This is a genomic window from Vibrio sp. S234-5 (genome assembly GCF_000960595.1).
GTDB lineage: Bacteria > Pseudomonadota > Gammaproteobacteria > Enterobacterales > Vibrionaceae > Vibrio.
The window spans coordinates 1-20,710 of the sequence record NZ_JZAM01000168.1; the positions used below are offsets into that span (position 1 = coordinate 1).

Below are 20,710 nucleotides of genomic sequence, written 5' to 3' on the forward strand. Positions count from 1 at the left end.
TTGGCTTTTCCTTCAGCCCTTCTAATCCTTCTTCAAGAAAAGTGTGAACCCACTTATTGACACTGGTTCGGCTCACCATAAGAAACTTGGCGATTTGGGTGCGAGAGTGTCCCTCTTTGAAATGAGCGAGGGCCAGCAATCTCATTTTCATCTGAATAGATTTCTGCTGGCTTGCGAGCTTTTTAAAGTCGATATTATTGAGACTGTCCATAGCGAATAAGTTTTATCGTTGAATGGCCTCAATTAGATCACATTTTTACTTAGATTGGTATGATACTGACATTGCTAAACGGTTCTGCAATGTCATTGGTATGCCAACTAGCGCCATCCATAATGACGACAGCGTGACGTCCCTCCTCTGTGACTGCTGATATTTGTTTTAAGTGCGCTATCATGATCTCTTTATTGACCCAAGGGACAACCATAGCCTCACCAATTCCTTTGCTGGGGCAGACAGAACCAAACAGATACGCATATTCAAATTGTTGTTGCTTCACGGCTCTGGGGCGTGTTCCTTTCTCTGCCCACAACCGTGTTGTCGTGTTTTGTTGCCCAAATCTGGCTTCATCTTGAAACCAGACATCAACATGCTCTAGAGCGATATGTCCTGGGATCTTCAGGATCGTTTCAATTTTGAATTTTTTTAAAATCGTCTTGGACTTCTTGAGATTGCTTGGGGTGTTTTGAGCGGGAAGTTATCCATGAAAACCCCATGTGCTCGAGCAGATAATAGATAGAGTCGGGGTGTGAACCCATTTATTCACACTGGTACGGCTTACCTTGAGAAACTTGGCGATCTGGGTGCGAGAATGCCCATCTTTGAAATGAGCAAGAGCCAGTAATCTCATTTTCATCTGAATGGATTTTTGCTGTCTAGCGAGTTTTTTGAAGTCGATATTATTAAGTTTATCCATAGCGAATAAGTTCTATCGTTGAATGGCCTTAATTAGATCATACATTTACTTAGATTGGTATTATTCAAGAAAAGCCCATGTGGGGAAATACTCCCTCTCAGCAGAGCTGAGAGGGGACAGAACTATTCAGCCTTGCGGCTTGACTACCAACACATTAATCGGCGAATTTTCGACCACTTTACTTGCGACGGAACCGAGAACCACTTTGTCGATTTTCGAACGCTTATGACTCGGCATGATAATTAAGTCCGCACCGAGTTTTTCTGCATAATCGAGGATGGTTGCATATGGTTTGCCTTCGGCAACATGTACCTTGTACACTACGTCTTCGGCAATTTGCTCGCTAGCAAATGTTTTCAACTGCTGCGCCACATCTTGTTTCATTTTCTGCGCCGCATCTTTGGGGAAATACGTCGAGACCATCGACATATGGATTCCCGGTAGCACGTTGAGGAGATGCAGTTCGGCATTGGCTTGGCGAGCGTGCCACACAGCCAGTTCGACCGCTTTATCTGAAAAGCCTTTGTCATTCAAATCAACAGGAACAAGAATTTGTCTGTACATGGTTATATCTCTAATTGTGTGTTCAGTAGACGACGGTGAGATAAAGATAGCCCCCAAAACGAGGCTACCATAATTTAAGCGCTCATCTGTTCCTTGCGAGCACGGCGTTTCTGGTTAGTGGCCATCAGTAGCAGTATCAGCAAGCAAGGGGCGAAAACCCACTCTTTCATTGGCCGATCAGCTTCTTGTACCACCGATTGAATCTCCCAATCGAAGTCGATACCAGAGGCTTCTGCTGGGCTACCAAATTCCACCATATCGACCAGCATTTTACCGTCTTTCTCTATTAGAGAGAGACCCATTGAACTGAGTCGCTCTTCTGCTGTGATGGCATCGTCAGCAAAAGGCAGTTGCACGGTTTTCTCGACATGCTCTCCCGTGAGGTTTTCGCCAGCAACACGGAGTTCGAGCGATTGTCCTACATTCAGTGCGGCGGTGATTTGCGTTACCTCAACTCCCGGTGAAAGAACTTTGGCGGGGTACAACATATCCCACCAAAATCCGGGGCGGAAAAACGAGAAAGTCAGTACCAGTAGAAGCAAAGTTTCCCACCATTTGTTCTTGGTTAACCACCAACCTTGAGTTGCCGCAGAAAAGATCAGCATCGCGGTGATGGAGGATAAGATGGTCAAAGCTAAATGCCACCAGGTATCAATGCCCATCAACAGCAGTTGAGTGTTAAACACAAACATAAACGGCAAGATGGCGGTGCGGATATCGTAGGCAAAACCTTGAATACCTGTACGGATTGGATCGGATTTGGCGATAGCCGCGGCAGCAAACGCGGCTAATCCGACAGGTGGCGTATCGTCGGCCAAGATGCCAAAGTAGAACACGAACAGGTGAACCGCAATGAGTGGGATGATCAAACCGTGCTGCGCACCGAGTGTAACGATCACCGGAGCCATTAAGGTTGAAACGACGATGTAGTTGGCGGTGGTGGGCAGTCCCATACCGAGGATCAAGCTGATCACGGCGGTAAAGATAAGCATCATGATCACGTTGCCACCGGAGATAAACTCGACAAAGTCGGTCATCACTAAGCCGATACCCGTCAAAGTAACAACGCCGACTACCGTGCCTGCGGCCGCTGTGGCAACGCCAATGCCGATCATGTTACGTGCGCCAGAGACTAAGCTTTCTGCGAGGTCGACAAAGCCCGCTTTAGTTTGCTCAGTGAGATCGTCACTCTTGGTTAGCCACGCCGTGAGTGGACGTTGAGTGATCAAGATGAAAATCATAAACACCGTTGCCCAAAATGCGGACAGACCCGGTGAAAAGCGCTCAACCGTCAAACACCACACCAGCACGACGATCGGCAAGAGGAAATGTAAGCCCGATTTGATGGTTGGACCGGGATCGGGCACTTCGGTCAGTTCTGTGTCGATCTCGATAGCACCATCTTTGCTGTAGTGAGCTGATACTTTGAGCAGCAAAACGTACGAGAGCAGTAACGCCGTCATGACAATCGGCGTTGCCGCCGCGCCAAATGCGTCTTTTGTCCAGCCAATACCATAGTAGACCGCAGCGCTTATGACGCATAAGGCGACAATGGTGCCAGTAAACGACAGCAGGCTTTGTAAAAGAGTTGGGTTGTGGCGACGTGGGAGGCCAGTCATACCTGCCTTACACGCTTCCAAGTGAACAATGTAGATAAGAGCGATGTAAGAAATCAGTGCAGGCAAGATCGCGGCTTTAATCACTTCGACATAAGAGATGCCGACGTATTCCACCATCAAAAACGCAGCAGCGCCCATAATGGGGGGAGTAAGCTGGCCGTTGGTTGAAGCGGCGACTTCAACGGCGCCAGCTTTGGTACCCGGAAAGCCTACTCGTTTCATCAAAGGAATGGTGAACGTGCCTGTGGTCACCACGTTGGCGATAGATGATCCGGAAACTAAGCCAGACAGACCAGAAGCAACGACTGCCGCTTTGGCTGGACCGCCGCGCATGTGTCCGAGCAGTGAAAATGCCACTTTAATAAAGTAAGCGCCAGCACCCGCGCGCTCTAGCATGGCGCCAAACAGTACAAACAGGAAAACGAACGAGGTCGACACCCCAAGGGCGACACCAAAGACCCCTTCGGTGGTGAGCCACAGATGGGACATGGCTTTGTTGAGACTAGCGCCTTTATGGGCGATCACTTCTGGCATGTAAGGACCAGCAAAAGTGTAAAGCAGAAAGACGGCGGCGACTAACATCAACGGCGGACCTAATGCCCTGCGTGTCGCTTCAAGCAGCAAAACCATGCCCGTTACCGACGCGATGATATCGAACGTCGTTGGCGCGCCAGAGCGGCTTGCCAGCTCGGTATAAAAAATGTAGATGTACGCGGCAGAGAAGCTGCCCGCCAACGCCAGTAACCAGTCAATGAGGGGAATACGATCGCGCGGCGAGTTTTTTAAGGCCGGATAGGCGGTAAAAGCGAGAAAAACAGCAAAGGTGAGGTGAACCGCTCGGGCCTGAGTATCGTTGAGAATAGCGAAATTAAAAATAAATGGTAGCGGTGAAGCATACCAAAGCTGGAACAGTGACCAGCAAAGTGGGACAAACCAGAGAATTTGTCCCGGTAATCCATTCGGATTCCGTGCGCCAGTATCGGCTTGTGCCACCATTTCTTGCACATCTTGTGACGCAGTTTGGTTCCTCGTCATGTACGTTTCCTTATTATTGATGGTCCGGTGTCTATCGGTATTGAGTTATCAGCACGCCTCGCTCTAACAAGGACGATACGTGTGGCGACTCATGGATGGTTATTATTTTTATTGCAGCGCAGCCTTGTGGCGGCGAAATGATGCTCTGACCTAAGAATCGTGGTCAATAGAAGGCAGGAGTTTGTTCTCCTGCCCGAACTGTGGGTGAAATTTACTTCAGAAGTCCCATTTCTTTGTAGTATTTGACTGCGCCTGGATGCAGAGGGATAGAAATACCCGCTTTCACCATATCTTCTTTCTTCAGATTGGCGAACGCTGGGTGAAGGCGCTTGAAGGTATCAAAGTCTTCAAACACGGCTTTGGCCACATTATAAGCGACGGCATCGGATACATCCGCTGATGTCACAAGTGTAGCCGCCACACCAAAGCTTTTAACATCGGTGTTGGTGCCACGATACATATCGGCAGGGACAGTGGTGTAAGTGTAGTACGGATTGTCGGTAACCAGCTTGTCGATCTGTGGGCCGGTAGCCGAGATCAGTTTGGCATCGCAAGAGGTAGTAGCTTCTTTGATCGAGCCATTTGGGTGACCAACCATGTAGATGAAGGCATCGATCTTGTTGTCGCACAGCGCTTGTGAACGTTCAGAACCTTTCAATTCTGATGCCAGTTTGAAGCTGTCATTGGTCCAGCCCATAGCATTCATTACCACGCCCATAGTGGCACGGTCACCCGAACCTGGGTTACCAATGTTCACGCGTTTACCCGCCAAATCTTTCAAGCCCTCAATACCAGAGTCAGAGCGAACGATGATGTTGAACGGTTCTGTGTGCAGAGAAAAAACAGCGCGCAGCTTTTTGTAAGGGCCAAACTCGGAAAACTCACCAAGGCCGTTGTAACCGTTGTACTGAGAGTCTGACTGTACGACGCCAAAGTCGAGTTCGCCAGCACGAATGGTATTGACGTTGTAACCTGATCCTCCCGTTGATTCGACAGAACAACGGATATTGTGCTCTTTACGTCCTTTGTTTATAAGCTTACAAATGGCGCCACCCGTTGGGTAGTAAACCCCAGTCACTGAGCCTGTACCAATGGTGATAAATTCTTGAGCGTTTACTGCACCAGCACCCATTACCGCAGCGGCGATAGCACCCACTTTAACCAGTTTTTTTAATGCCATGAATGTTCCTTCCTTATTCATTATCAACCCTAAAGTCTGTGTCATGTGCTTTAGGAGTTTCCTTTTGGGAAACGGCACCTTTTCCAACGCTTTAGTTTGAAAAAGTGGCCGAATAATAACAAATAATTGGTAGAAAATTATACGATTGTTAAAAGTTGTAGCGAAAAAATCTAGCGAAATTGGCGAGAGCTAGAGCGCTTTGAATGTAATGTCACTTAATTATCAATGAGTTAAGTTGCTCTAATCAGTCACAATCAAAAACGTTGATTGCGTGAAAGGGATCACAAATTCTATCGAGCGATGATCCCTTCTCCCACAAGCGAGTAGAGCCGAGACAGGCTAAGGTGCTCAGCCTGCGTATTCAAACAGGTCGCAGACTGAATTAAATAACTGCTCTGTCGTAATGCTCAGGGTCGGCGTGATGAAGATGGTATCGTCTCCGGCCACGACGCCCAAAATGCCTTCCGATTTGCCCAGTGAGTCTAAAAGACGTGCGATTAACTGTGCTGCGCCGGGGCCAGTATGGATAACAACCAAGGCTTGGTTGTAGTCGACATCCAGCACTAACTCACGTAGCGAGCTGCTGACGGTAGGAACGCCCAGTTCAGCCGGCAAACAGTAAACCATCTCCATTTTGGCATTGCGCGTACGTACTGCGCCAAATTTGGTCAACATACGAGAGACTTTAGACTGGTTGATGTTATCAAAACCTTCATCTCTGAGGGCGTCAACAATCTCACCTTGAGAGCCAAAGCGTTCTTCTTTCAATAAAGCTTTAAAAGCACGGACGAGATTATCTTGTTTTTCTGAATTGCGCATAACAGCTAATATTTCCGATTCTATTTTCATCTTGCATATTCTCGCATAGATATTCATTAAGTGCCAAAGGGGGCGTGTAATCTGCTAGAGATGTCACTGTAAACATTCCATGAAGTGACATTTATTGCTGGATAACTCGATGCCAGACGATGGCGTAATTTGATTTTTGACAGAGAGTTAACTCTTTGTCATGCATAGAAATTGTGTGGATAATCCGCTTTTTTTGTGTGGCACGCAATATGTGAGTTGCGCGAAGTCGCAAAGCGAGCGTTAATTGATTGTAATCAAGTTGTGATTGCTATAGTTTTCTACACAGATGTTTACGAAGTACCCTACGAAAACGTTTATAAGAGATCACTCTCAAGGAGAACTACAATGAAAGTAGCTGTTATTGGTGCCGCAGGTGGCATCGGTCAAGCCCTAGCTCTTTTACTGAAGAACCGCCTGCCAGCGGGTTCAGATTTAGCCCTATACGATATTGCTCCTGTTACTCCTGGTGTTGCTGCGGACTTAAGCCATATCCCAACGCCAGTTTCGATCAAAGGTTACGCGGGTGAAGATCCAACTCCTGCACTTGAAGGTGCGGATGTGGTGCTGATCTCTGCTGGCGTGGCACGTAAACCTGGTATGGACCGCGCTGATTTGTTCAATGTTAACGCTGGCATCGTAAAAGCACTGGCAGAACGTATCGCGGTCGTTTGTCCAACGGCGTGTGTTGGTATTATCACCAACCCAGTGAACACGACCGTGCCCATCGCCGCTGAAGTGCTAAAGAAAGCTGGCGTTTATGACAAGCGTAAATTGTTTGGTGTGACCACGCTGGATGTGATTCGTTCTGAAACTTTTGTCGCTGAACTAAAAGGCAAAAATCCAAATGAAGTCCGTGTTCCAGTCATCGGTGGTCACTCAGGCGTCACCATCCTACCACTACTTTCTCAAGTGGAAGGCGTTGAATTTACCGATGAAGAAGTGGCAGCGCTGACGAAACGTATTCAAAACGCAGGTACTGAAGTTGTCGAAGCCAAAGCGGGTGGCGGCTCAGCGACTCTCTCTATGGGGCAAGCCGCATGTCGCTTTGGCCTTGCATTAGTGAAAGCGCTCCAGGGTGAGGAAGTGGTTGAATACGCATACGTGGAGGGCAATGGCGAGCATACCAGTTTCTTCGCGCAGCCAGTCAAACTGGGTAAGAATGGCGTAGAAGAGATCCTACCGTATGGCGAACTAAGCGCATTTGAGCAAGCCGCTCTTGATGGTATGCTGGATACGCTACAAGGCGACATCCAAATCGGTGTTGATTTCGTTAAGTAAGCACTCCAACGAACACTTTTATTTTAAAGCCGATCTTTACGATCGGCTTTTTTGATCCCTCTTTTCTCTTTCTGCGTATCTTAGATCGTCAGTGATCCAAGCGAAAAGTAACACGCTTTCATTAAAAGAGGAGGGAGACGATGGAAACCTGCGCCATTCGTAAAGGGATGTTGGTGGAGTGTCAGCAAGGCGTTGGCACCATATTGGCCGTTGATCGAGAAATGGAAATGGTCTTGGTGGAAAAAACAGGGACGCAGCAACAGCTCGCATTGCGTTTCGATGAGATTGAAGCGGCCGCGTCGCCGTGTAGCGAACGCCGTGAATAAATGAGACAAAAAGGAAGAACGGACATTCTTCCTTTTTGATTAGCGATGGTTTTTGATTAGTGATGGTTACTTGCTGCGGTTGACTGCCATATGCGCTAAAGCGATCAAAGCCTGCTTGTATTCAGATTCCGGCAAAATCTCCAGCTCAGCGATGGCTTTGTCGGCTTCCTCAACCGCTTTGGCCTCGGTGTAAGCCAGTGAGCCTGCCTGATACATCACCGCCATGATCTCATCCAGACGTTCCATGCCATTGGCCTTTTCAATCGCTTCGCGGATCATCGCTGCGTTTTCTTCGCTGGTGTGGCGCATCGCATGCAGCAGCGGTAGGGTGGGTTTACCTTCCGCGAGATCATCACCGACGTTTTTACCCATCTCTTCGCCGTCGGAAGTGTAATCCATCACATCGTCGATCAATTGAAACGCCGTGCCAAGGTATTTGCCGTAATTTTGCAGTGCTATTTCAACCTCGGTTGGTGCATTGGTCAGGATCGCCCCGATCTGCGTTGCGGCTTCAAACAAGCGTGCGGTTTTCGAATAGATCACCTGCATGTAGCTTTCTTCGGTCGTTTCGGGGTCATTGCAGTTCATCAATTGCAAGACTTCGCCTTCGGCGATCACGTTAACAGCGTTACTCATCAACTTGAGGATCTTCATGGATCCTAGCTCTGTCATCATCTGAAATGAGCGAGTGTAGATGAAATCACCAACCAACACGCTGGCGGCGTTACCAAACGCGGCGTTCGCTGTTGCTTTGCCACGGCGCATGTCCGACTCATCCACGACGTCGTCATGAAGTAAGGTTGCGGTGTGGATAAATTCAATAAAAGCAGCGGCTGTCGTGTGAGCATCACCTTGATAACCCAACGCACGCGCAGATAAGACCGCCAATAAAGGGCGGAGACGTTTACCGCCACCACTGATGATATAAAAACCAAGTTGGTTGATTAAAGAAACATCAGAATTCAGTTGAGCTTGAATAGTTTCATTCACTTTTGCCATGTCATCGGCAGTAAGCGCTTGGATAGTTTTAAAATCCATTGTATATCCGGCTGAAGTTAGACCCTGCAAGGCTTATAGGATTTGTATAATTGTCGAATAATACACTAAAAAACGTTGATTAATACATTACTAAAAGGCATGATTGCGGCACTTTTCTTTGGCGATTAGCTTTTCGCCAATTTTTTCAAAATATGGCTTGTCATAGGGGCATCCTTTCTGTAGAATCTGCGCCCTATTGATGATTAGTTTAGCGCACACCCTTATCGCACAAAATGTTGCATAGGCTGTGCGGAAAGAGCGGAGTAAAATATGTACGCTGTTTTCCAATCTGGTGGTAAACAACACCGTGTAAGCGAAGGTCAAACTCTTCGTTTAGAGAAATTAGACGTTGAAACTGGTGCAACTGTTGAATTTGATAAAGTTCTACTTGTTGCTAACGGCGAAGACATCAAAGTTGGTGCTCCTCTACTTGAGGGCGGTAAAGTAGTTGCAGAAGTGGTACAACACGGTCGTGGCGATAAAGTTAAAATCGTTAAGTTCCGTCGTCGTAAGCACTCTCGTAAGCAACAAGGTCACCGTCAGTGGTTCACGGAAGTGAAGATCACTGGTATCAACGCGTAATCTAATAGGAGAGTTTAACAATGGCACACAAAAAAGCTGGTGGTTCTACTCGTAACGGCCGTGATTCAGAAAGTAAACGTCTGGGTGTTAAGCGTTTTGGTGGTGAATCTGTTCTAGCAGGTAACATCATCGTTCGTCAGCGCGGTACTAAGTTCCACGCTGGTAACAACGTTGGCCTAGGTAAAGACCATACTCTATTCGCTTTGACTGACGGTAAAGTTAAGTTCGAAGTGAAAGGTCCTAAAAACCGTAAATTTGTAAGCATCGAAGCTGAATAATTTAGGTTTCTAGATGAATAGAAAAGCCCTGCCGTTACGGTGGGGTTTTTTATTGCAGTCGACATATTCAAAACACCTTTAATCGGTGTCTTCGATCTGTCATCTGCTAAAATGTAGTGAAATTGATTTACAGGCGAAGTAGTCGGAGTAAAAGATGAAATTCGTTGATGAAGCGGTAATTAAAGTCCAAGCTGGCGACGGCGGAAGCGGTGTGGTGAGCTTCTGGCGTGAAAAGTTCGTAACCAAAGGTGGTCCAGACGGCGGCGACGGTGGTGACGGCGGTGATGTTTACATACAAGCTGATGAAAACCTAAATACGCTGATTGATTACCGTTTCCAGCGCTTCTACGAAGCAGAACGCGGCCAAAATGGTGGTGGTGGTAACTGTACTGGTAAGCGCGGCAAAGATATTACCCTGCGTGTGCCTGTGGGGACGCGCGCGGTCGACATCCACACCAATGAAATCGTGGGCGAAGTGGCTGAACACGGTAAGAAGGTGATGGTAGCGAAAGGTGGCTGGCACGGTTTGGGCAATACCCGCTTTAAATCGTCAGTGAACCGTGCACCACGCCAGAAAACGCTGGGCACTAAAGGTGAAATTCGTGAGTTGCGCCTTGAGCTGCTTTTGCTTGCTGATGTCGGTATGCTAGGGCTGCCAAACGCAGGTAAGTCGACCTTTATCCGCGCTGTTTCTGCGGCAAAACCGAAAGTGGCCGATTACCCGTTCACCACCTTAATCCCAAGTTTGGGTGTGGTAAGCGTCGTGCCAGAAAAAAGTTTTGTGGTTGCCGACATTCCAGGACTGATTGAAGGTGCAGCCGATGGTGCTGGCTTAGGGATTCGCTTCCTCAAGCACCTTGAGCGCTGTCGAGTGCTGCTGCATATGATCGATATTTTCCCGGTTGATCAATCAGATCCGGTGCAAAACGCTCTGACGATCATTGATGAGCTTGAGCAGTACAGTGAAAAACTGGCCAATAAACCGCGCTGGTTGGTGTTCAACAAAGTCGATCTGGTGAGCGAAGAACAAGCCGACGAGATCATTCAAGAAGTGATCGATGCCCTAGGTTGGGAAGAACAGTACTTCAAGATCTCAGCGATCAACCGTCTAGGCACCAAAGAGCTTTGCTACAAATTGGCAGACTACATGGAAACCTTGCCTCGTCAGGCTGAAGAGATCTCAGAAGAAGAGAAAGTTAACTTCATGTGGGATGATTACCACAAAGATGCCATCGCTGGTCGCGATGTGATCACCGAAGATGACTGGGATGATTGGGACGACGAAGAAGATGACGGTCACGTTATCTATGTGCGTGAGTAATCGCTCAGGGTAAAAATAGTAAGCCGCAATCATCAATTGCGGCTTTTTTGTATTTACATCATTTTTGGTCGCTTGCTTTTCGGGCAGAATATGACCTTTTGCAGTATGGCTGCACTTTGGTAAGTCAGATTAGCTGGCAAATCGCCAGTCATTAAAGGGAATTAGGGTATTTTATGGCATCGAATCAGAGAGCGATTTCTCGATTGGTCGCTCAAGCGGGGCAGATGTTGTTAGCGCATGGTGCAGAAAGCACCTTGGTCGGTGATATCATGCGCCGCATTGGCATGGCATCGGGCGTAAACGAAGTGGAAGTGGCGCTGTCAGCGAATGCGTTGGTGGTCACTACTGTTAAGAATGGTCACTGTATTACCACGACACGCAGTTGTGCGGATCGTGGTATCAATATGAAGGCGATCACGGAGATTCAGCGCATCTGTATCATGATGGAAAAAGGCATTTTAGATTTTTCCATGGCGCAGAAAAAACTCAATGCCATCAGCCCAGAGCGCTACAATCGTTGGCTGGTGGTGGCAATGATCGGCCTCTCTTGCGCCTCATTTGCTCGTCTTGCTGGTGGGGATTGGGCTGTGTTTTGGATGACGTTTTTAGCCTCGGCATGTGGCATGATCGTACGTCAAGAGATTGGTCACCGCCATTTCAATCCGCTGCTCAACTTCGCAGCGACGGCATTTGTCACCACCTTAATTTCCGCGCAAGCGGTTAATTTTTCGATTGGTAATCTCCCAACCGTTGTGATGGCATCCTCGGTCTTGATGCTAGTGCCAGGCTTTCCGCTCATTAACGCGGTAGCCGATATGTTAAAAGGGCATATCAACATGGGGATTGCGCGTTTTATGATGGCCAGTTTACTCACGTTGGCGACCAGCCTCGGTATTGTGGCTGCCATGGGGATTACTGGTATTTGGGGATGGATGAGCTAATGGATTTAGTACAACTTCTCGTTGGTCTGTTGAATGACATGTTTTTTGCTGCCATTCCTGCGGTGGGGTTTGCCTTGGTGTTTAACGTACCACCTCGAGCGTTGATCTACTGCGCGCTCGGCGGGGCGATTGGTCACGGTAGCCGCTATTTGATGCTCAAGTTTGGTATTCCGATTGAGTGGGCAACGTTTTTCGCCGCAACATTAGTGGGTATGATTGGGGTGTACTGGTCGCGTAAATTGCTCGCGCATCCGAAGGTGTTTACCGTGGCGGCCTTGATTCCGATGGTCCCGGGAGTCTTTGCCTTTAAAGCCATGATCGCCATGGTGGAGATCAATCATATGGGCTACACCCCAGAATTGGTGGCGACGTGTTTGGAGAACTTCCTTAAAGCGATGTTTATCATTGCAGGCTTAGCCATTGGCCTTGCGGTGCCGGGGCTGTTATTCTACCGCCGCAGACCGATAGTGTAGGAAAAACGATGTTGATTAGTATGATAGCGGCGATGGCCGAGAATAGAATCATCGGTAAAGAGAATCAGATGCCGTGGCATCTCCCCGCCGATTTTGCTTGGTTTAAAAGTTGTACTATGGGCAAACCCGTGGTGATGGGGCGTAAGACGTTTGAGTCGATTGGTCGGCCACTACCAGGGCGAAAAAATATTGTCATCAGTCGAGATACGGCGTTGTCTATTGAAGGTGTCAGCATAGTACATTCGATTGAAGCCGCGCTAACCGAAGCGGGTGACAGCGAGGAAGTGATGATCATCGGCGGAGGTTCGATTTACGCAGAATGCTTGCCAAAGGCGGATAGACTCTACCTCACCTTTATTGATGCGAATGTGGATGGTGATACCCAGTTTCCCAAGTGGGGAGAGGGCTGGCATGAAAGCCATCGCGAGCACTATTCAGCCGATGAGAAAAATCGCTTCGCGATGGATTTTGTTATTTTAGAAAGAGACAATTGCTAGTTTGCTAGTTTGCTAGTTTGCTAGTTTGCTAGTTTGCTAGTTTGCTAGTGCCTTCTGACTAAACACTTGTTTGTCTTCCCAACGGATCATCGTCAGGCTGCCATTCCATACGCAGCCTGTATCTAACCCAATCACCTCTCGACTAAAATAGCCCTGTAAAGCGGCCCAATGGCCAAACAGTACGGGCTTCTCTAGTGCAATACGCTGCGGCAGTTTGAACCAAGGTACCAGCAATGCTTCGTTCACTTCGTTGGGCGGAAGCTTGCAGTCCATGTCTAGGCGGCCGTCAAGAAAGCAAAAACGCATGCGAGTAAAACTGTTGATGGTGTAGCGATAGCGATCCAAGCCAGTTAGCGTCGGGCTCCAGAGATCCGGTGTATTACAGTACATGTTCTCAATCAGCCAAGGCATGTGCTCACTTTGCAGCACGGCTTCGACTTCGCGTGCGCATTGGCGAGCGGTAACCAGATCCCATTGTGGTGAAATGCCCGCATGACACAGTACAAACTCATCATGTTCGAGCAACAATGGCTGTTGTCGCAGCCAGTTGAGCAGTTCATCACGATCACTGGCCTCAAGAATCGCGGTCGTTTGATCTTTTTCTTTGTTTTTGCGCACACCTAAAGCGACAGCCAGAAGATGAAGATCGTGGTTGCCCAGCACAATCCGTGCACTATCACCCAGTGACTTGGCAAAGCGCAGGGTTTGTAACGATTTTGGCCCACGTGCGACTAAATCACCCGCAAACCACAGTGTGTCTCGCTGCGCTGAAAACTGCACTTGCTCTAATAGTAGGGTTAATTCATCAAAACAGCCTTGAATATCACCCACGATGTAATTTGCCAAAACGCCCCCAAAAATCAGTTCAACAGGTTAGGTACCGCCAGACGAAATGGCTCAATTTCTACCACAAACTGATCGCCTTGCGAGTCGCGCATCATGTATTGGCCCTGCATCGCACCGACTGGGGTATCAAGTCCTGTGCCACTGCTGTAGGTATATTCATCGCCGCCATCGATGTAAGGTTGCTGGCCAACGACACCATCGCCTTCGACGGTGATCTGTTTCCCATTCGCATCGGTAATGAGCCAACGGCGGCTGATCAACTGAACCGTTTCTTGGCTGAGGTTTTTAATCGTGATGATGTAGGCAAAGATGTAGCGCCCTAACTCTGGGTTAGATTGCGCTTCGATGTACTTAGTGTGCACCTGAATTTTGATGCAGGGTAGGGAGACATCCATGTTCACTCCTTCTCAGAGAGTCAAAATGAGATGCGAGCAGAGTGCTCGCATCGTGTCATCGTATTACTGATGGTTTGCATCCAACCAGTTTGCCATCGCAACGAATTGTTGCAAGGTAAGATTTTCTGGGCGTAACCCGGGATTGATACCCAGTTCTTCCATCACCTCTTCGCCGAGAAGGCCTTTGTAGCAATTGCGGATGGTCTTGCGCCTTTGGTTAAAGCCCTCACGGCATACGCGCTCAAGCCATTCCAAGCTGGTTGCTGGATGTGGCAAGGTTTCGTAAGGCACCAAACGCACGACCGCAGAATCCACTTTCGGTGGTGGAACAAACGCCGTTGGTGGTACTTCCAAAACAGGGACCACTTTACAGAAGTACTGCGCCATCACAGTCAAGCGGCCGTAAGCTTTGCTGCCTGGGCCTGCCGCCAAGCGGTTGACCACTTCTTTTTGCAGCATAAAGTGCATGTCTTGGATATCTTTATGAAATTCAAAAAGATGGAACATCAATGGTGTTGAGATGTTGTACGGCAAGTTGCCGAAAATGCGCAGCTTGTTATTTGGCTTCACCAATTGAGTGAAGTCGAAACGCATCGCATCGCCTTCGTGGATGGTGAGCTTATCAGCCAACTCAGGATGGTTGCGCAAACGCTCAGCCAAATCGCGGTCCAGTTCGATAACCGTGAACTTATCGACTTCCCGGCCAACAGGCTCAGTGATCGCCCCAAGACCTGGGCCGATTTCCACCAGATTTTGCCCCGATTTCGGATTAATCGCTGAAACGATGCCATCAATAATGTATGGATCGTTCAGGAAGTTTTGACCAAAACGTTTACGCGCTTTGTGTCCTAGATGGACATCATTTCTCATTGTTTCTTCTCTACCAGTTCTATCGCATGCGCGAGTGCTGTCTGAAAGCTCCCTGTATCGGCTTGGCCCGTTCCGGCCAGATCGAGTGCAGTACCGTGATCCACCGATGTTCTTATAAAGGGTAGACCAAGAGTAATGTTCACTGAACGACCAAAGCCTTTGTATTTGAGCACAGGCAGCACTTGGTCGTGATACATGCCTAAGACAGCATCCGCATCGTCTAAATATTTTTCATTAAAAATAGTATCGGCCGGCAATGGGCCGACCAAATGAATGCCTTTTTCACGACGAATTTTTTCCAGCGTCGGCGTGATGGTTTCGATCTCTTCTCGGCCAAGGCAGCCATCTTCACCAGCATGCGGATTGAGCCCGCAAACATAGATCTTTGGCTCTGCGATGGCAAATTTTTCCACCAAATCCCGATGAAGGATATCGATGATTTTTTCCAGGCGATCTTCCGTGACGGCTTTTGACACATAGGCCAGTGGAATGTGCGTGGTGACCAGCGCCACACGCAGCCCTTCGGTCGCCAACATCATGACAACTAACGGGGTGTTGGATTTTTCGGCGAAGAATTCAGTGTGGCCGCTAAAGGCGACGCCCGCACGATTAATCACCCCCTTGTGAACAGGGCCGGTGACAATAGCATCAAATTCGTCATTCATACAGCCCAAAGCGGCTCTTTCCAGTGTTTTTAACACATAATGGCCGTTACTTTCGTTTAACTGTCCGGCGATACACGGCGCGTTCATGGCTATGTGATCGACCACCAGCGAACCCGCTTTTTGTGGCTGCGGCGTGCTCCCTGCTAGATAGTCGTGCAGTTCAACCTCGATGCCGAGCTGTTCGGCGCGCTGCGCAAGTAACGATTTATCCGCGCACACCACCAGTTGGTGATCCCAATCTTGCTTGGAAAGCGCCAGCACCAGATCCGGGCCAATCCCCGCAGGCTCTCCGGCGGTGACGACGATACGTTTAACTGTCATGCTCTTCGTCCTTGACGATTTCAACAAAGGCACCTGCTCGCAGCTCTTGCATCCAAGCGCCCGCTTCTTCGTTAAATTTACGGTTAAACAAAATACGGTAAGCTTTGTTTTTCATCGCCGAATCGGTGCGATCCACTTCGCGGCGATCCAGCACTTCGACAATGTGCCAGCCGTGCACGGTTTGGAAAGGTTCGCTGATCTTGCCGACAGGAAGCGTTTCGACCTGATGCTTAAATTCAGGGACATACAGATCGGGCGTTTGATAGCCTAACTCGCCATTTTGCGCGGCTGAGCCCGGGTCTTGGCTGTATTGCTGCGCTAGCTCAGCAAAGCTGGCTTCACCGGCTTTGATGCGACGGATGAACTCGTTCAGTTCACGTTTCGCCCCTTCATCACTGAGGATAACGGTCGGTTTAAGCAGGATATGACGCGCATTCACTTCGGTCACGGCGATGGTTTCTAACCCTTTGATATCTTCAATCTTCAGGATATGAAAACCGACACCGCTGCGAAATGGGCCAATGACGCTGCCTTTGTTTTGCATCTTAATTTGATCGGCGAAGATGGTTGGCATCTCTTCTTTACGCATCCAGCCCCAATCGCCGCCTTGCAACGCTTTCGGGCCTTTGGAGTAGGTGTAGGCCATGGTACTGAAATCCGCGCCGTTATTGAGTTTTTCAATGATCGCTTTTGCTTGTGCTTCGACGGCCGCTTTGTCTTGGTCATCGGAGAAACGCAGTTGGATGTGGCCAAGCTTGTATTGCACGGTGGCACTGGTTTCTTGCGCGAGCATCTCGGATAAGCTGTCGACTTCGGCAGGCAGAATGTTGATACGACGACGCACTAGGGCGTTGCGAGCTTCAGAAGCCGCAATCTCTTTGCGGATCTGCTCGCGAAATTCCGCGTAGCTTAATCCTTCGCTGGTGATCGACGCGGACAGTTCGGCGACCGTCTGTTGGTTGTTGGCGGCAATCTCACTGATGGCTTGATTGAGTCGATTGTCGTCAATTCGTACGCCGATGCGGTCTGCTTCTTGGGTTTGTAGTGTGTCGAGGATCAGCTTTTCGACGATTTGCTCGTGCAGCACCTCGGCTGAAGGTAAGGCTTGGCCATTTTGCTTGGCGTTGGCCCGCAAGGTTTTCATCGCAGTGTCAATGTCGCTTTGCAAAATCACACCGTTATTGACAATGACGGCAACCTTATCAAGTTCTACAGGAGCGGCCAGTGCACTGCCTGACAGCAACAGAGCGAATAAGATTGTTTTCCAGCTTTTCATTTAATAATCCATTGTTGCATCGATTTAACGTCTGACTACTCAGACGTCGGAAATCACTAATTGTTCAAGTAGAAAGGACGACCATAGACGATGGAATTATCGGCATCTTCCAGCTCTTTGGCGGCGGTATAACTTCTGTTTTTGGTGGCAAAGCCTTGAATACCAAAGTTAACACTGATGTTGGTGTCGTAAACCGGGTCATTGTTGTCACCGCCGACCACGTTGTTTTTCCACTTCACTAATTGATTGGTGTAAGTAAAACCGATATACCAACAATCGGATTGATAACGCAGACTCGCCATCCATTCCAAGTCGATCTCTTCGGTCAAATCATAATAATATTGGCCACTGGCAGACCAGTTGCGGTTAATTTCATAGGCTGCGACCAGACCGGCTTGAGAGATCCCTTTACGAGTGATGGTGTCGAGATCTTCAAACGAAATGGTGTCTTCGATGTACTCTCGAGTAACGTAACGATAGTTACCTTGGACAAAACCATCTTTGAATTGATATTCCAAGGTACTGTTGGCCAATTGCATCGCATTAAGGTCGATGTCGTACTGAACCCCACCGTGATAAAACAGATAGTCGTCGTAGTTAAAATCGGTTTCAATTGCCCATGAAGAGTAGTTCGACGTTTCCTCTTTATCGCCCGTTAGCTTGGTGTTTTTGTCGATGTAGTAGATCTGACCAAAGGAGATGTTGAGTCGCTCCTTATACTCATCGTCAAAAAAGCGCGTACTGGCACCATAGCTGAGCTGATTGGCAGGAGCAACTTTGTCGATGCTGCTGTATTTGCGGCTGCGAAATAGCCCATAGTAGTCAGTTTGCAGCAAGGTTGTGTCGTAATTATATATATTGTCTTGCTTTTCTTCCGGTACATAGAGGTACTGGACCTGTGGCTCTAGGCTTTGGGTGAAACCGTCAAAAACTTTGGCTTCACGTTGCAAAAAAATCCGTGCGTGGCTGCGAAATTCAGGGATAACCCGAGTCACCTGCTCATCCAATTGTGCTTGCAGGCTTGGGTCTTCCAGTTTGCTCAGTTCTTGCTGGTAATAGGTAGCTAAGACGCGCGCTTCCGTGGTCCAAGTTGCCCAAGTGGTTGACAGTGGGATGGTCAAACCGGGTTCTATGTGCGCTCGAACGGCATTAGGTTTGGCTTTGTCGAGTGTATTGAAATGACTCAGTTGGCCTTTCACATCGAAGTTGATATAACGCCCCCAAAGTGGCGTGTAGTAGTTAAATTCCAACTGGGGCAGCAAACGATACGGCTTATTGTTGTCTTCCAATAAGATCTGGAAGTCCCGCACCAGAACAGAGGCATCCCATGAGTTAGAACGGTAAGCTACCTTCCCCTCTTGCACTAGCTGGCCATCTTCTCGGTTACCCAAATCGGATTTGAGATCGCGGAAATAATCGATGTCGCTGACTTTGGAGTAGTCAAGCTTCACCAGCCATTGCTGGTCGATAATGCCATCGTGTTTGTATTGATAGCCCCAACGATCCTCTTCCGCGTATTTTTCATCGCCCGGGAGATATTCGCCTTTGATTTCGCCGCCACCCCATTGACTGGTGAGATAACGGAAATCCGAGTCCAATTTTACTCCGCGCTGTTGCATGTACAGAGTGGTCAGTGTCAGATCATAGTTAGGTGCGATATTCCAGTAGAAAGGAATTTCCGCTTCGACACCATCGCTCGAACCATAAGAGACGGAGGGAAAAAGAAAGCCCGTTTTGCGTGTGTTGCCAATCGGCAGAGTTAAATAAGGCACGTAGAAAATCGGCACATCCATCACTTCAAAGCGTGGATTGTAAAACGTCGCCGTTTCTTCATTTTGGTCAACGTCGATGCTTGATGCGACCAGGCGCCAAGCGTTGTCGTCTGCCGGGCAAGAGGTTATCGAGCCATCTTGCAACTGGTATACGGCTTGTCCGGTCTTGGCGATGTACGCGGCTTCACCGCGACCTTGTTGGCAAAGGAACTGGTATTGGGTGTTTTCCAGCGAGAAGGTTTCTTGTGCCATGTTGTTGGTGACGCGGCTAGAGCTGGCTTTCACCTCGCCATCGTTAAACGTGACGTTGCCTTCGGCCACGACCACTTGTTCTTGTTGATGCAAAGTGACCGAATCGGCAGTGATTTTTTTCTTGCCTTGAATGACTTCCACATCGCCCGAGTAGACGGCTTTATCGCCATTAATCGCTTGTAGACGGTCTGAGTGCACCACAATCGGCGCATTGGCATCATTTTCTTCTGCGCTGACCAAACATTGATCTATAGTGGGCATTTCCTGCACACTATCACCGAGTGTTGTTTGGGCTTGTGTGTAAGGGACAAACAGGGCGGTACTGATAGAGGCCGCTAAAAAAGTGCGGGAGAAATGTTGCATTGAACGGAACTTTCCTATGTCACTACTGCTCGATGGCTATATGATGGCCAGACCGAAAAAATAATTTCCCTATCATAAAGGAAATCGTGGCATCCAGCACTATATGACCGTCATTGACGGGAAAAATTCAGAGATAGAGAACACATAATGCAGATTTTTGGCAAAATACTTGGCGCCTTTTTTGGTTTTTTATTTGGTAATGTTTTTGGCGCTCTGTTTGGCCTGTTTCTTGGCCATCAGTTTGATAAAGCGCGTCGCTTAAACCAAGCGGGGTTTAAAACCTCCGGCTTTGGACAAGGCCCGAGTCAGACCGAAAGACAGGAAGAATTTTTTAAAGCGGCCTTTGCGGTGATGGGACACGTGGCGAAAGCCAAAGGGCAGGTGACGCGTGAAGAGATTCAACTGGCGATGGCGATGATGGATCGTATGAGCCTGCATGGCGAACAGCGTAAAGCGGCGCAAGAAGCCTTTCGTGAAGGTAAAGAGCGTGATTTCCCCTTAGAGCAAGTGCTAGAGCGAGTTCGCATCGCCACTGGCGGGCGTTTTGATTTGCTGCAATTCTTTTTGGAACTGCAGATTTCCGCCGCGTTTGCCGATGGGGATGTCCATCCGAGCGAGCGAAACGTCCTGCATAAAATAGCGCGCGGCTTGGGCTTTTCCTCTGAGCAGCTTGAGCGCCGTTTACATATGCAAGAAGCGGCGTTTCGCTTTCAGCGTCAGGGCGGTTTTGGTCAGCAACAAGGGGGCTCGCAGCGCTCTTCGTCCAACGGTGGTTGGCAGCAAGCCTCACAAACTGATCAATTGGCTGACGCGTATAAAATTTTGGGTGTGGATGCCTCGGCCGATGGTAAAGAGGTGAAACGAGCGTATCGTAAACTGATGAATGAACACCACCCAGATAAGCTGATGGCCAAAGGTCTTCCACCCGAAATGATGAATATGGCCAAAGAAAAGTCGCAAGAGATTCAAAGCGCCTACGATTTGATCAAAAGAGAAAAAGGTTTTAAGTAGACACTGATTTTAAGTAGCTATCGTCATTTTAAGTAACCACCGTC

At 48.5% G+C, this 20,710-nt stretch carries 21 protein-coding genes and 1 pseudogene; 9 read left to right on the plus strand and 13 right to left on the minus strand.

Features of this window, described 5'->3' with window-relative positions; genetic code table 11:
- The 6 genes and pseudogenes from UF06_RS27585 to argR all read right to left on the minus strand — a co-directional run.
- Positions 1 to 211: helix-turn-helix domain-containing protein (locus tag UF06_RS27585; RefSeq protein WP_045569808.1), on the minus strand; the 211-nt coding region annotated here is incomplete at its 3' end.
- A 52-nt stretch (positions 212 to 263) separates the two neighbouring features.
- Positions 264 to 914, minus strand: a pseudogene (locus UF06_RS27590) (IS630 family transposase); the annotation flags it as partial.
- Between the two features lie 126 nt (positions 915 to 1,040).
- Positions 1,041 to 1,478, minus strand: coding sequence for a universal stress protein (locus UF06_RS07060; RefSeq protein ID WP_045569809.1), 438 nt, complete (start codon positions 1,476 to 1,478; stop codon positions 1,041 to 1,043).
- Positions 1,479 to 1,552: 74 nt separating this feature from the next.
- A complete protein-coding gene (locus UF06_RS07065) occupies positions 1,553 to 4,132 on the minus strand; it encodes a TRAP transporter permease (protein ID WP_045569810.1) in 2,580 nt (859 codons plus the stop codon).
- A 211-nt stretch (positions 4,133 to 4,343) separates the two neighbouring features.
- Complete coding sequence (locus UF06_RS07070; protein ID WP_045569811.1) at positions 4,344 to 5,312, minus strand: TAXI family TRAP transporter solute-binding subunit; 969 nt, start codon at positions 5,310 to 5,312, stop codon at positions 4,344 to 4,346.
- Between the two features lie 348 nt (positions 5,313 to 5,660).
- Positions 5,661 to 6,131: a transcriptional regulator ArgR gene (gene argR / locus UF06_RS07075; RefSeq protein ID WP_039423288.1), complete on the minus strand. Its 471-nt coding sequence runs from the start codon at positions 6,129 to 6,131 to the stop codon at positions 5,661 to 5,663.
- Between the two features lie 375 nt (positions 6,132 to 6,506).
- Here argR and mdh point away from each other — a divergent pair, with 375 nt between their 5' ends.
- A complete protein-coding gene (gene mdh / locus UF06_RS07080) occupies positions 6,507 to 7,439 on the plus strand; it encodes a malate dehydrogenase (protein ID WP_039423290.1) in 933 nt (310 codons plus the stop codon).
- A 140-nt stretch (positions 7,440 to 7,579) separates the two neighbouring features.
- Positions 7,580 to 7,765, plus strand: coding sequence for a hypothetical protein (locus tag UF06_RS07085; protein WP_039423292.1), 186 nt, complete (start codon positions 7,580 to 7,582; stop codon positions 7,763 to 7,765).
- 66 nt (positions 7,766 to 7,831) lie between these two features.
- Here the strand turns inward: UF06_RS07085 and ispB are convergent, their stop codons facing one another.
- Complete coding sequence (gene ispB / locus UF06_RS07090) at positions 7,832 to 8,803, minus strand: octaprenyl diphosphate synthase (RefSeq protein ID WP_045569812.1); 972 nt, start codon at positions 8,801 to 8,803, stop codon at positions 7,832 to 7,834.
- Positions 8,804 to 9,073: 270 nt separating this feature from the next.
- Between ispB and rplU the strand changes: the two genes are divergently transcribed.
- From rplU to folA, 6 genes are all read left to right on the plus strand, one after another.
- A complete protein-coding gene (rplU, locus tag UF06_RS07095) occupies positions 9,074 to 9,385 on the plus strand; it encodes a 50S ribosomal protein L21 (RefSeq protein WP_045569813.1) in 312 nt (103 codons plus the stop codon).
- A gap of 20 nt (positions 9,386 to 9,405) precedes the next feature.
- Complete coding sequence (gene rpmA, locus UF06_RS07100) at positions 9,406 to 9,663, plus strand: 50S ribosomal protein L27 (RefSeq protein WP_004401772.1); 258 nt, start codon at positions 9,406 to 9,408, stop codon at positions 9,661 to 9,663.
- A gap of 154 nt (positions 9,664 to 9,817) precedes the next feature.
- Positions 9,818 to 10,984, plus strand: coding sequence for an Obg family GTPase CgtA (gene cgtA, locus UF06_RS07105; protein ID WP_045569814.1), 1,167 nt, complete (start codon positions 9,818 to 9,820; stop codon positions 10,982 to 10,984).
- Positions 10,985 to 11,157: 173 nt separating this feature from the next.
- Positions 11,158 to 11,925: a threonine/serine exporter family protein gene (locus UF06_RS07110; RefSeq protein ID WP_045569815.1), complete on the plus strand. Its 768-nt coding sequence runs from the start codon at positions 11,158 to 11,160 to the stop codon at positions 11,923 to 11,925.
- Positions 11,925 to 12,398 (plus strand): threonine/serine exporter family protein, encoded by a 474-nt coding sequence (locus tag UF06_RS07115; protein ID WP_045569816.1) that lies wholly within the window; start codon positions 11,925 to 11,927, stop codon positions 12,396 to 12,398. Before UF06_RS07110 ends, UF06_RS07115 begins: the two co-directional genes overlap by 1 nt.
- An 8-nt stretch (positions 12,399 to 12,406) precedes the next feature.
- Complete coding sequence (gene folA / locus UF06_RS07120) at positions 12,407 to 12,895, plus strand: type 3 dihydrofolate reductase (protein WP_045569817.1); 489 nt, start codon at positions 12,407 to 12,409, stop codon at positions 12,893 to 12,895.
- A gap of 36 nt (positions 12,896 to 12,931) precedes the next feature.
- Here folA and apaH read toward each other — a convergent pair whose 3' ends face one another.
- The 6 genes from apaH to lptD form a co-directional block, all read right to left on the minus strand.
- Positions 12,932 to 13,741: a bis(5'-nucleosyl)-tetraphosphatase (symmetrical) ApaH gene (gene apaH, locus UF06_RS07125; RefSeq protein WP_045569818.1), complete on the minus strand. Its 810-nt coding sequence runs from the start codon at positions 13,739 to 13,741 to the stop codon at positions 12,932 to 12,934.
- Between the two features lie 14 nt (positions 13,742 to 13,755).
- A complete protein-coding gene (gene apaG, locus UF06_RS07130; protein WP_045569819.1) occupies positions 13,756 to 14,136 on the minus strand; it encodes a Co2+/Mg2+ efflux protein ApaG in 381 nt (126 codons plus the stop codon).
- Between the two features lie 63 nt (positions 14,137 to 14,199).
- Complete coding sequence (rsmA, locus tag UF06_RS07135) at positions 14,200 to 15,006, minus strand: 16S rRNA (adenine(1518)-N(6)/adenine(1519)-N(6))-dimethyltransferase RsmA (protein WP_045569820.1); 807 nt, start codon at positions 15,004 to 15,006, stop codon at positions 14,200 to 14,202.
- On the minus strand, positions 15,003 to 15,992 hold the full coding sequence (pdxA, locus tag UF06_RS07140) for a 4-hydroxythreonine-4-phosphate dehydrogenase PdxA (protein ID WP_045569821.1): 990 nt from the start codon (positions 15,990 to 15,992) through the stop codon (positions 15,003 to 15,005). The genes rsmA and pdxA overlap by 4 nt, the downstream gene beginning before the upstream one ends.
- A complete protein-coding gene (surA, locus tag UF06_RS07145; protein ID WP_045569822.1) occupies positions 15,982 to 17,268 on the minus strand; it encodes a peptidylprolyl isomerase SurA in 1,287 nt (428 codons plus the stop codon). The genes pdxA and surA overlap by 11 nt, the downstream gene beginning before the upstream one ends.
- A gap of 56 nt (positions 17,269 to 17,324) precedes the next feature.
- On the minus strand, positions 17,325 to 19,655 hold the full coding sequence (gene lptD / locus UF06_RS07150) for an LPS assembly protein LptD (protein WP_045569823.1): 2,331 nt from the start codon (positions 19,653 to 19,655) through the stop codon (positions 17,325 to 17,327).
- A 147-nt stretch (positions 19,656 to 19,802) separates the two neighbouring features.
- Here lptD and djlA point away from each other — a divergent pair, with 147 nt between their 5' ends.
- Positions 19,803 to 20,666 (plus strand): co-chaperone DjlA, encoded by an 864-nt coding sequence (gene djlA / locus UF06_RS07155; RefSeq protein ID WP_045569824.1) that lies wholly within the window; start codon positions 19,803 to 19,805, stop codon positions 20,664 to 20,666.
- The last annotated feature ends 44 nt before the right edge of the window (positions 20,667 to 20,710 follow it).

Bases quoted from the DNA above. Each gene is read 5' to 3' on its own strand.
- surA (WP_045569822.1), bottom strand. From the start codon at position 17,268: ATGAAAAGCTGGAAAACAATCTTATTCGCTCTGTTGCTGTCAGGCAGT.
- UF06_RS07115 (WP_045569816.1), top strand. From the start codon at position 11,925: ATGGATTTAGTACAACTTCTCGTTGGTCTGTTGAATGACATGTTTTTT.
- lptD (WP_045569823.1), bottom strand. From the start codon at position 19,655: ATGCAACATTTCTCCCGCACTTTTTTAGCGGCCTCTATCAGTACCGCC.
- apaG (WP_045569819.1), bottom strand. From the start codon at position 14,136: ATGGATGTCTCCCTACCCTGCATCAAAATTCAGGTGCACACTAAGTAC.
- cgtA (WP_045569814.1), top strand. From the start codon at position 9,818: ATGAAATTCGTTGATGAAGCGGTAATTAAAGTCCAAGCTGGCGACGGC.
- UF06_RS07065 (WP_045569810.1), bottom strand. From the start codon at position 4,132: ATGACGAGGAACCAAACTGCGTCACAAGATGTGCAAGAAATGGTGGCA.
- rpmA (WP_004401772.1), top strand. From the start codon at position 9,406: ATGGCACACAAAAAAGCTGGTGGTTCTACTCGTAACGGCCGTGATTCA.
- UF06_RS07110 (WP_045569815.1), top strand. From the start codon at position 11,158: ATGGCATCGAATCAGAGAGCGATTTCTCGATTGGTCGCTCAAGCGGGG.
- rsmA (WP_045569820.1), bottom strand. From the start codon at position 15,006: ATGAGAAATGATGTCCATCTAGGACACAAAGCGCGTAAACGTTTTGGT.
- ispB (WP_045569812.1), bottom strand. From the start codon at position 8,803: ATGGATTTTAAAACTATCCAAGCGCTTACTGCCGATGACATGGCAAAA.
- mdh (WP_039423290.1), top strand. From the start codon at position 6,507: ATGAAAGTAGCTGTTATTGGTGCCGCAGGTGGCATCGGTCAAGCCCTA.
- rplU (WP_045569813.1), top strand. From the start codon at position 9,074: ATGTACGCTGTTTTCCAATCTGGTGGTAAACAACACCGTGTAAGCGAA.
- argR (WP_039423288.1), bottom strand. From the start codon at position 6,131: ATGCGCAATTCAGAAAAACAAGATAATCTCGTCCGTGCTTTTAAAGCT.
- djlA (WP_045569824.1), top strand. From the start codon at position 19,803: ATGCAGATTTTTGGCAAAATACTTGGCGCCTTTTTTGGTTTTTTATTT.
- UF06_RS07060 (WP_045569809.1), bottom strand. From the start codon at position 1,478: ATGTACAGACAAATTCTTGTTCCTGTTGATTTGAATGACAAAGGCTTT.
- pdxA (WP_045569821.1), bottom strand. From the start codon at position 15,992: ATGACAGTTAAACGTATCGTCGTCACCGCCGGAGAGCCTGCGGGGATT.
- UF06_RS07070 (WP_045569811.1), bottom strand. From the start codon at position 5,312: ATGGCATTAAAAAAACTGGTTAAAGTGGGTGCTATCGCCGCTGCGGTA.
- folA (WP_045569817.1), top strand. From the start codon at position 12,407: ATGTTGATTAGTATGATAGCGGCGATGGCCGAGAATAGAATCATCGGT.
- UF06_RS07085 (WP_039423292.1), top strand. From the start codon at position 7,580: ATGGAAACCTGCGCCATTCGTAAAGGGATGTTGGTGGAGTGTCAGCAA.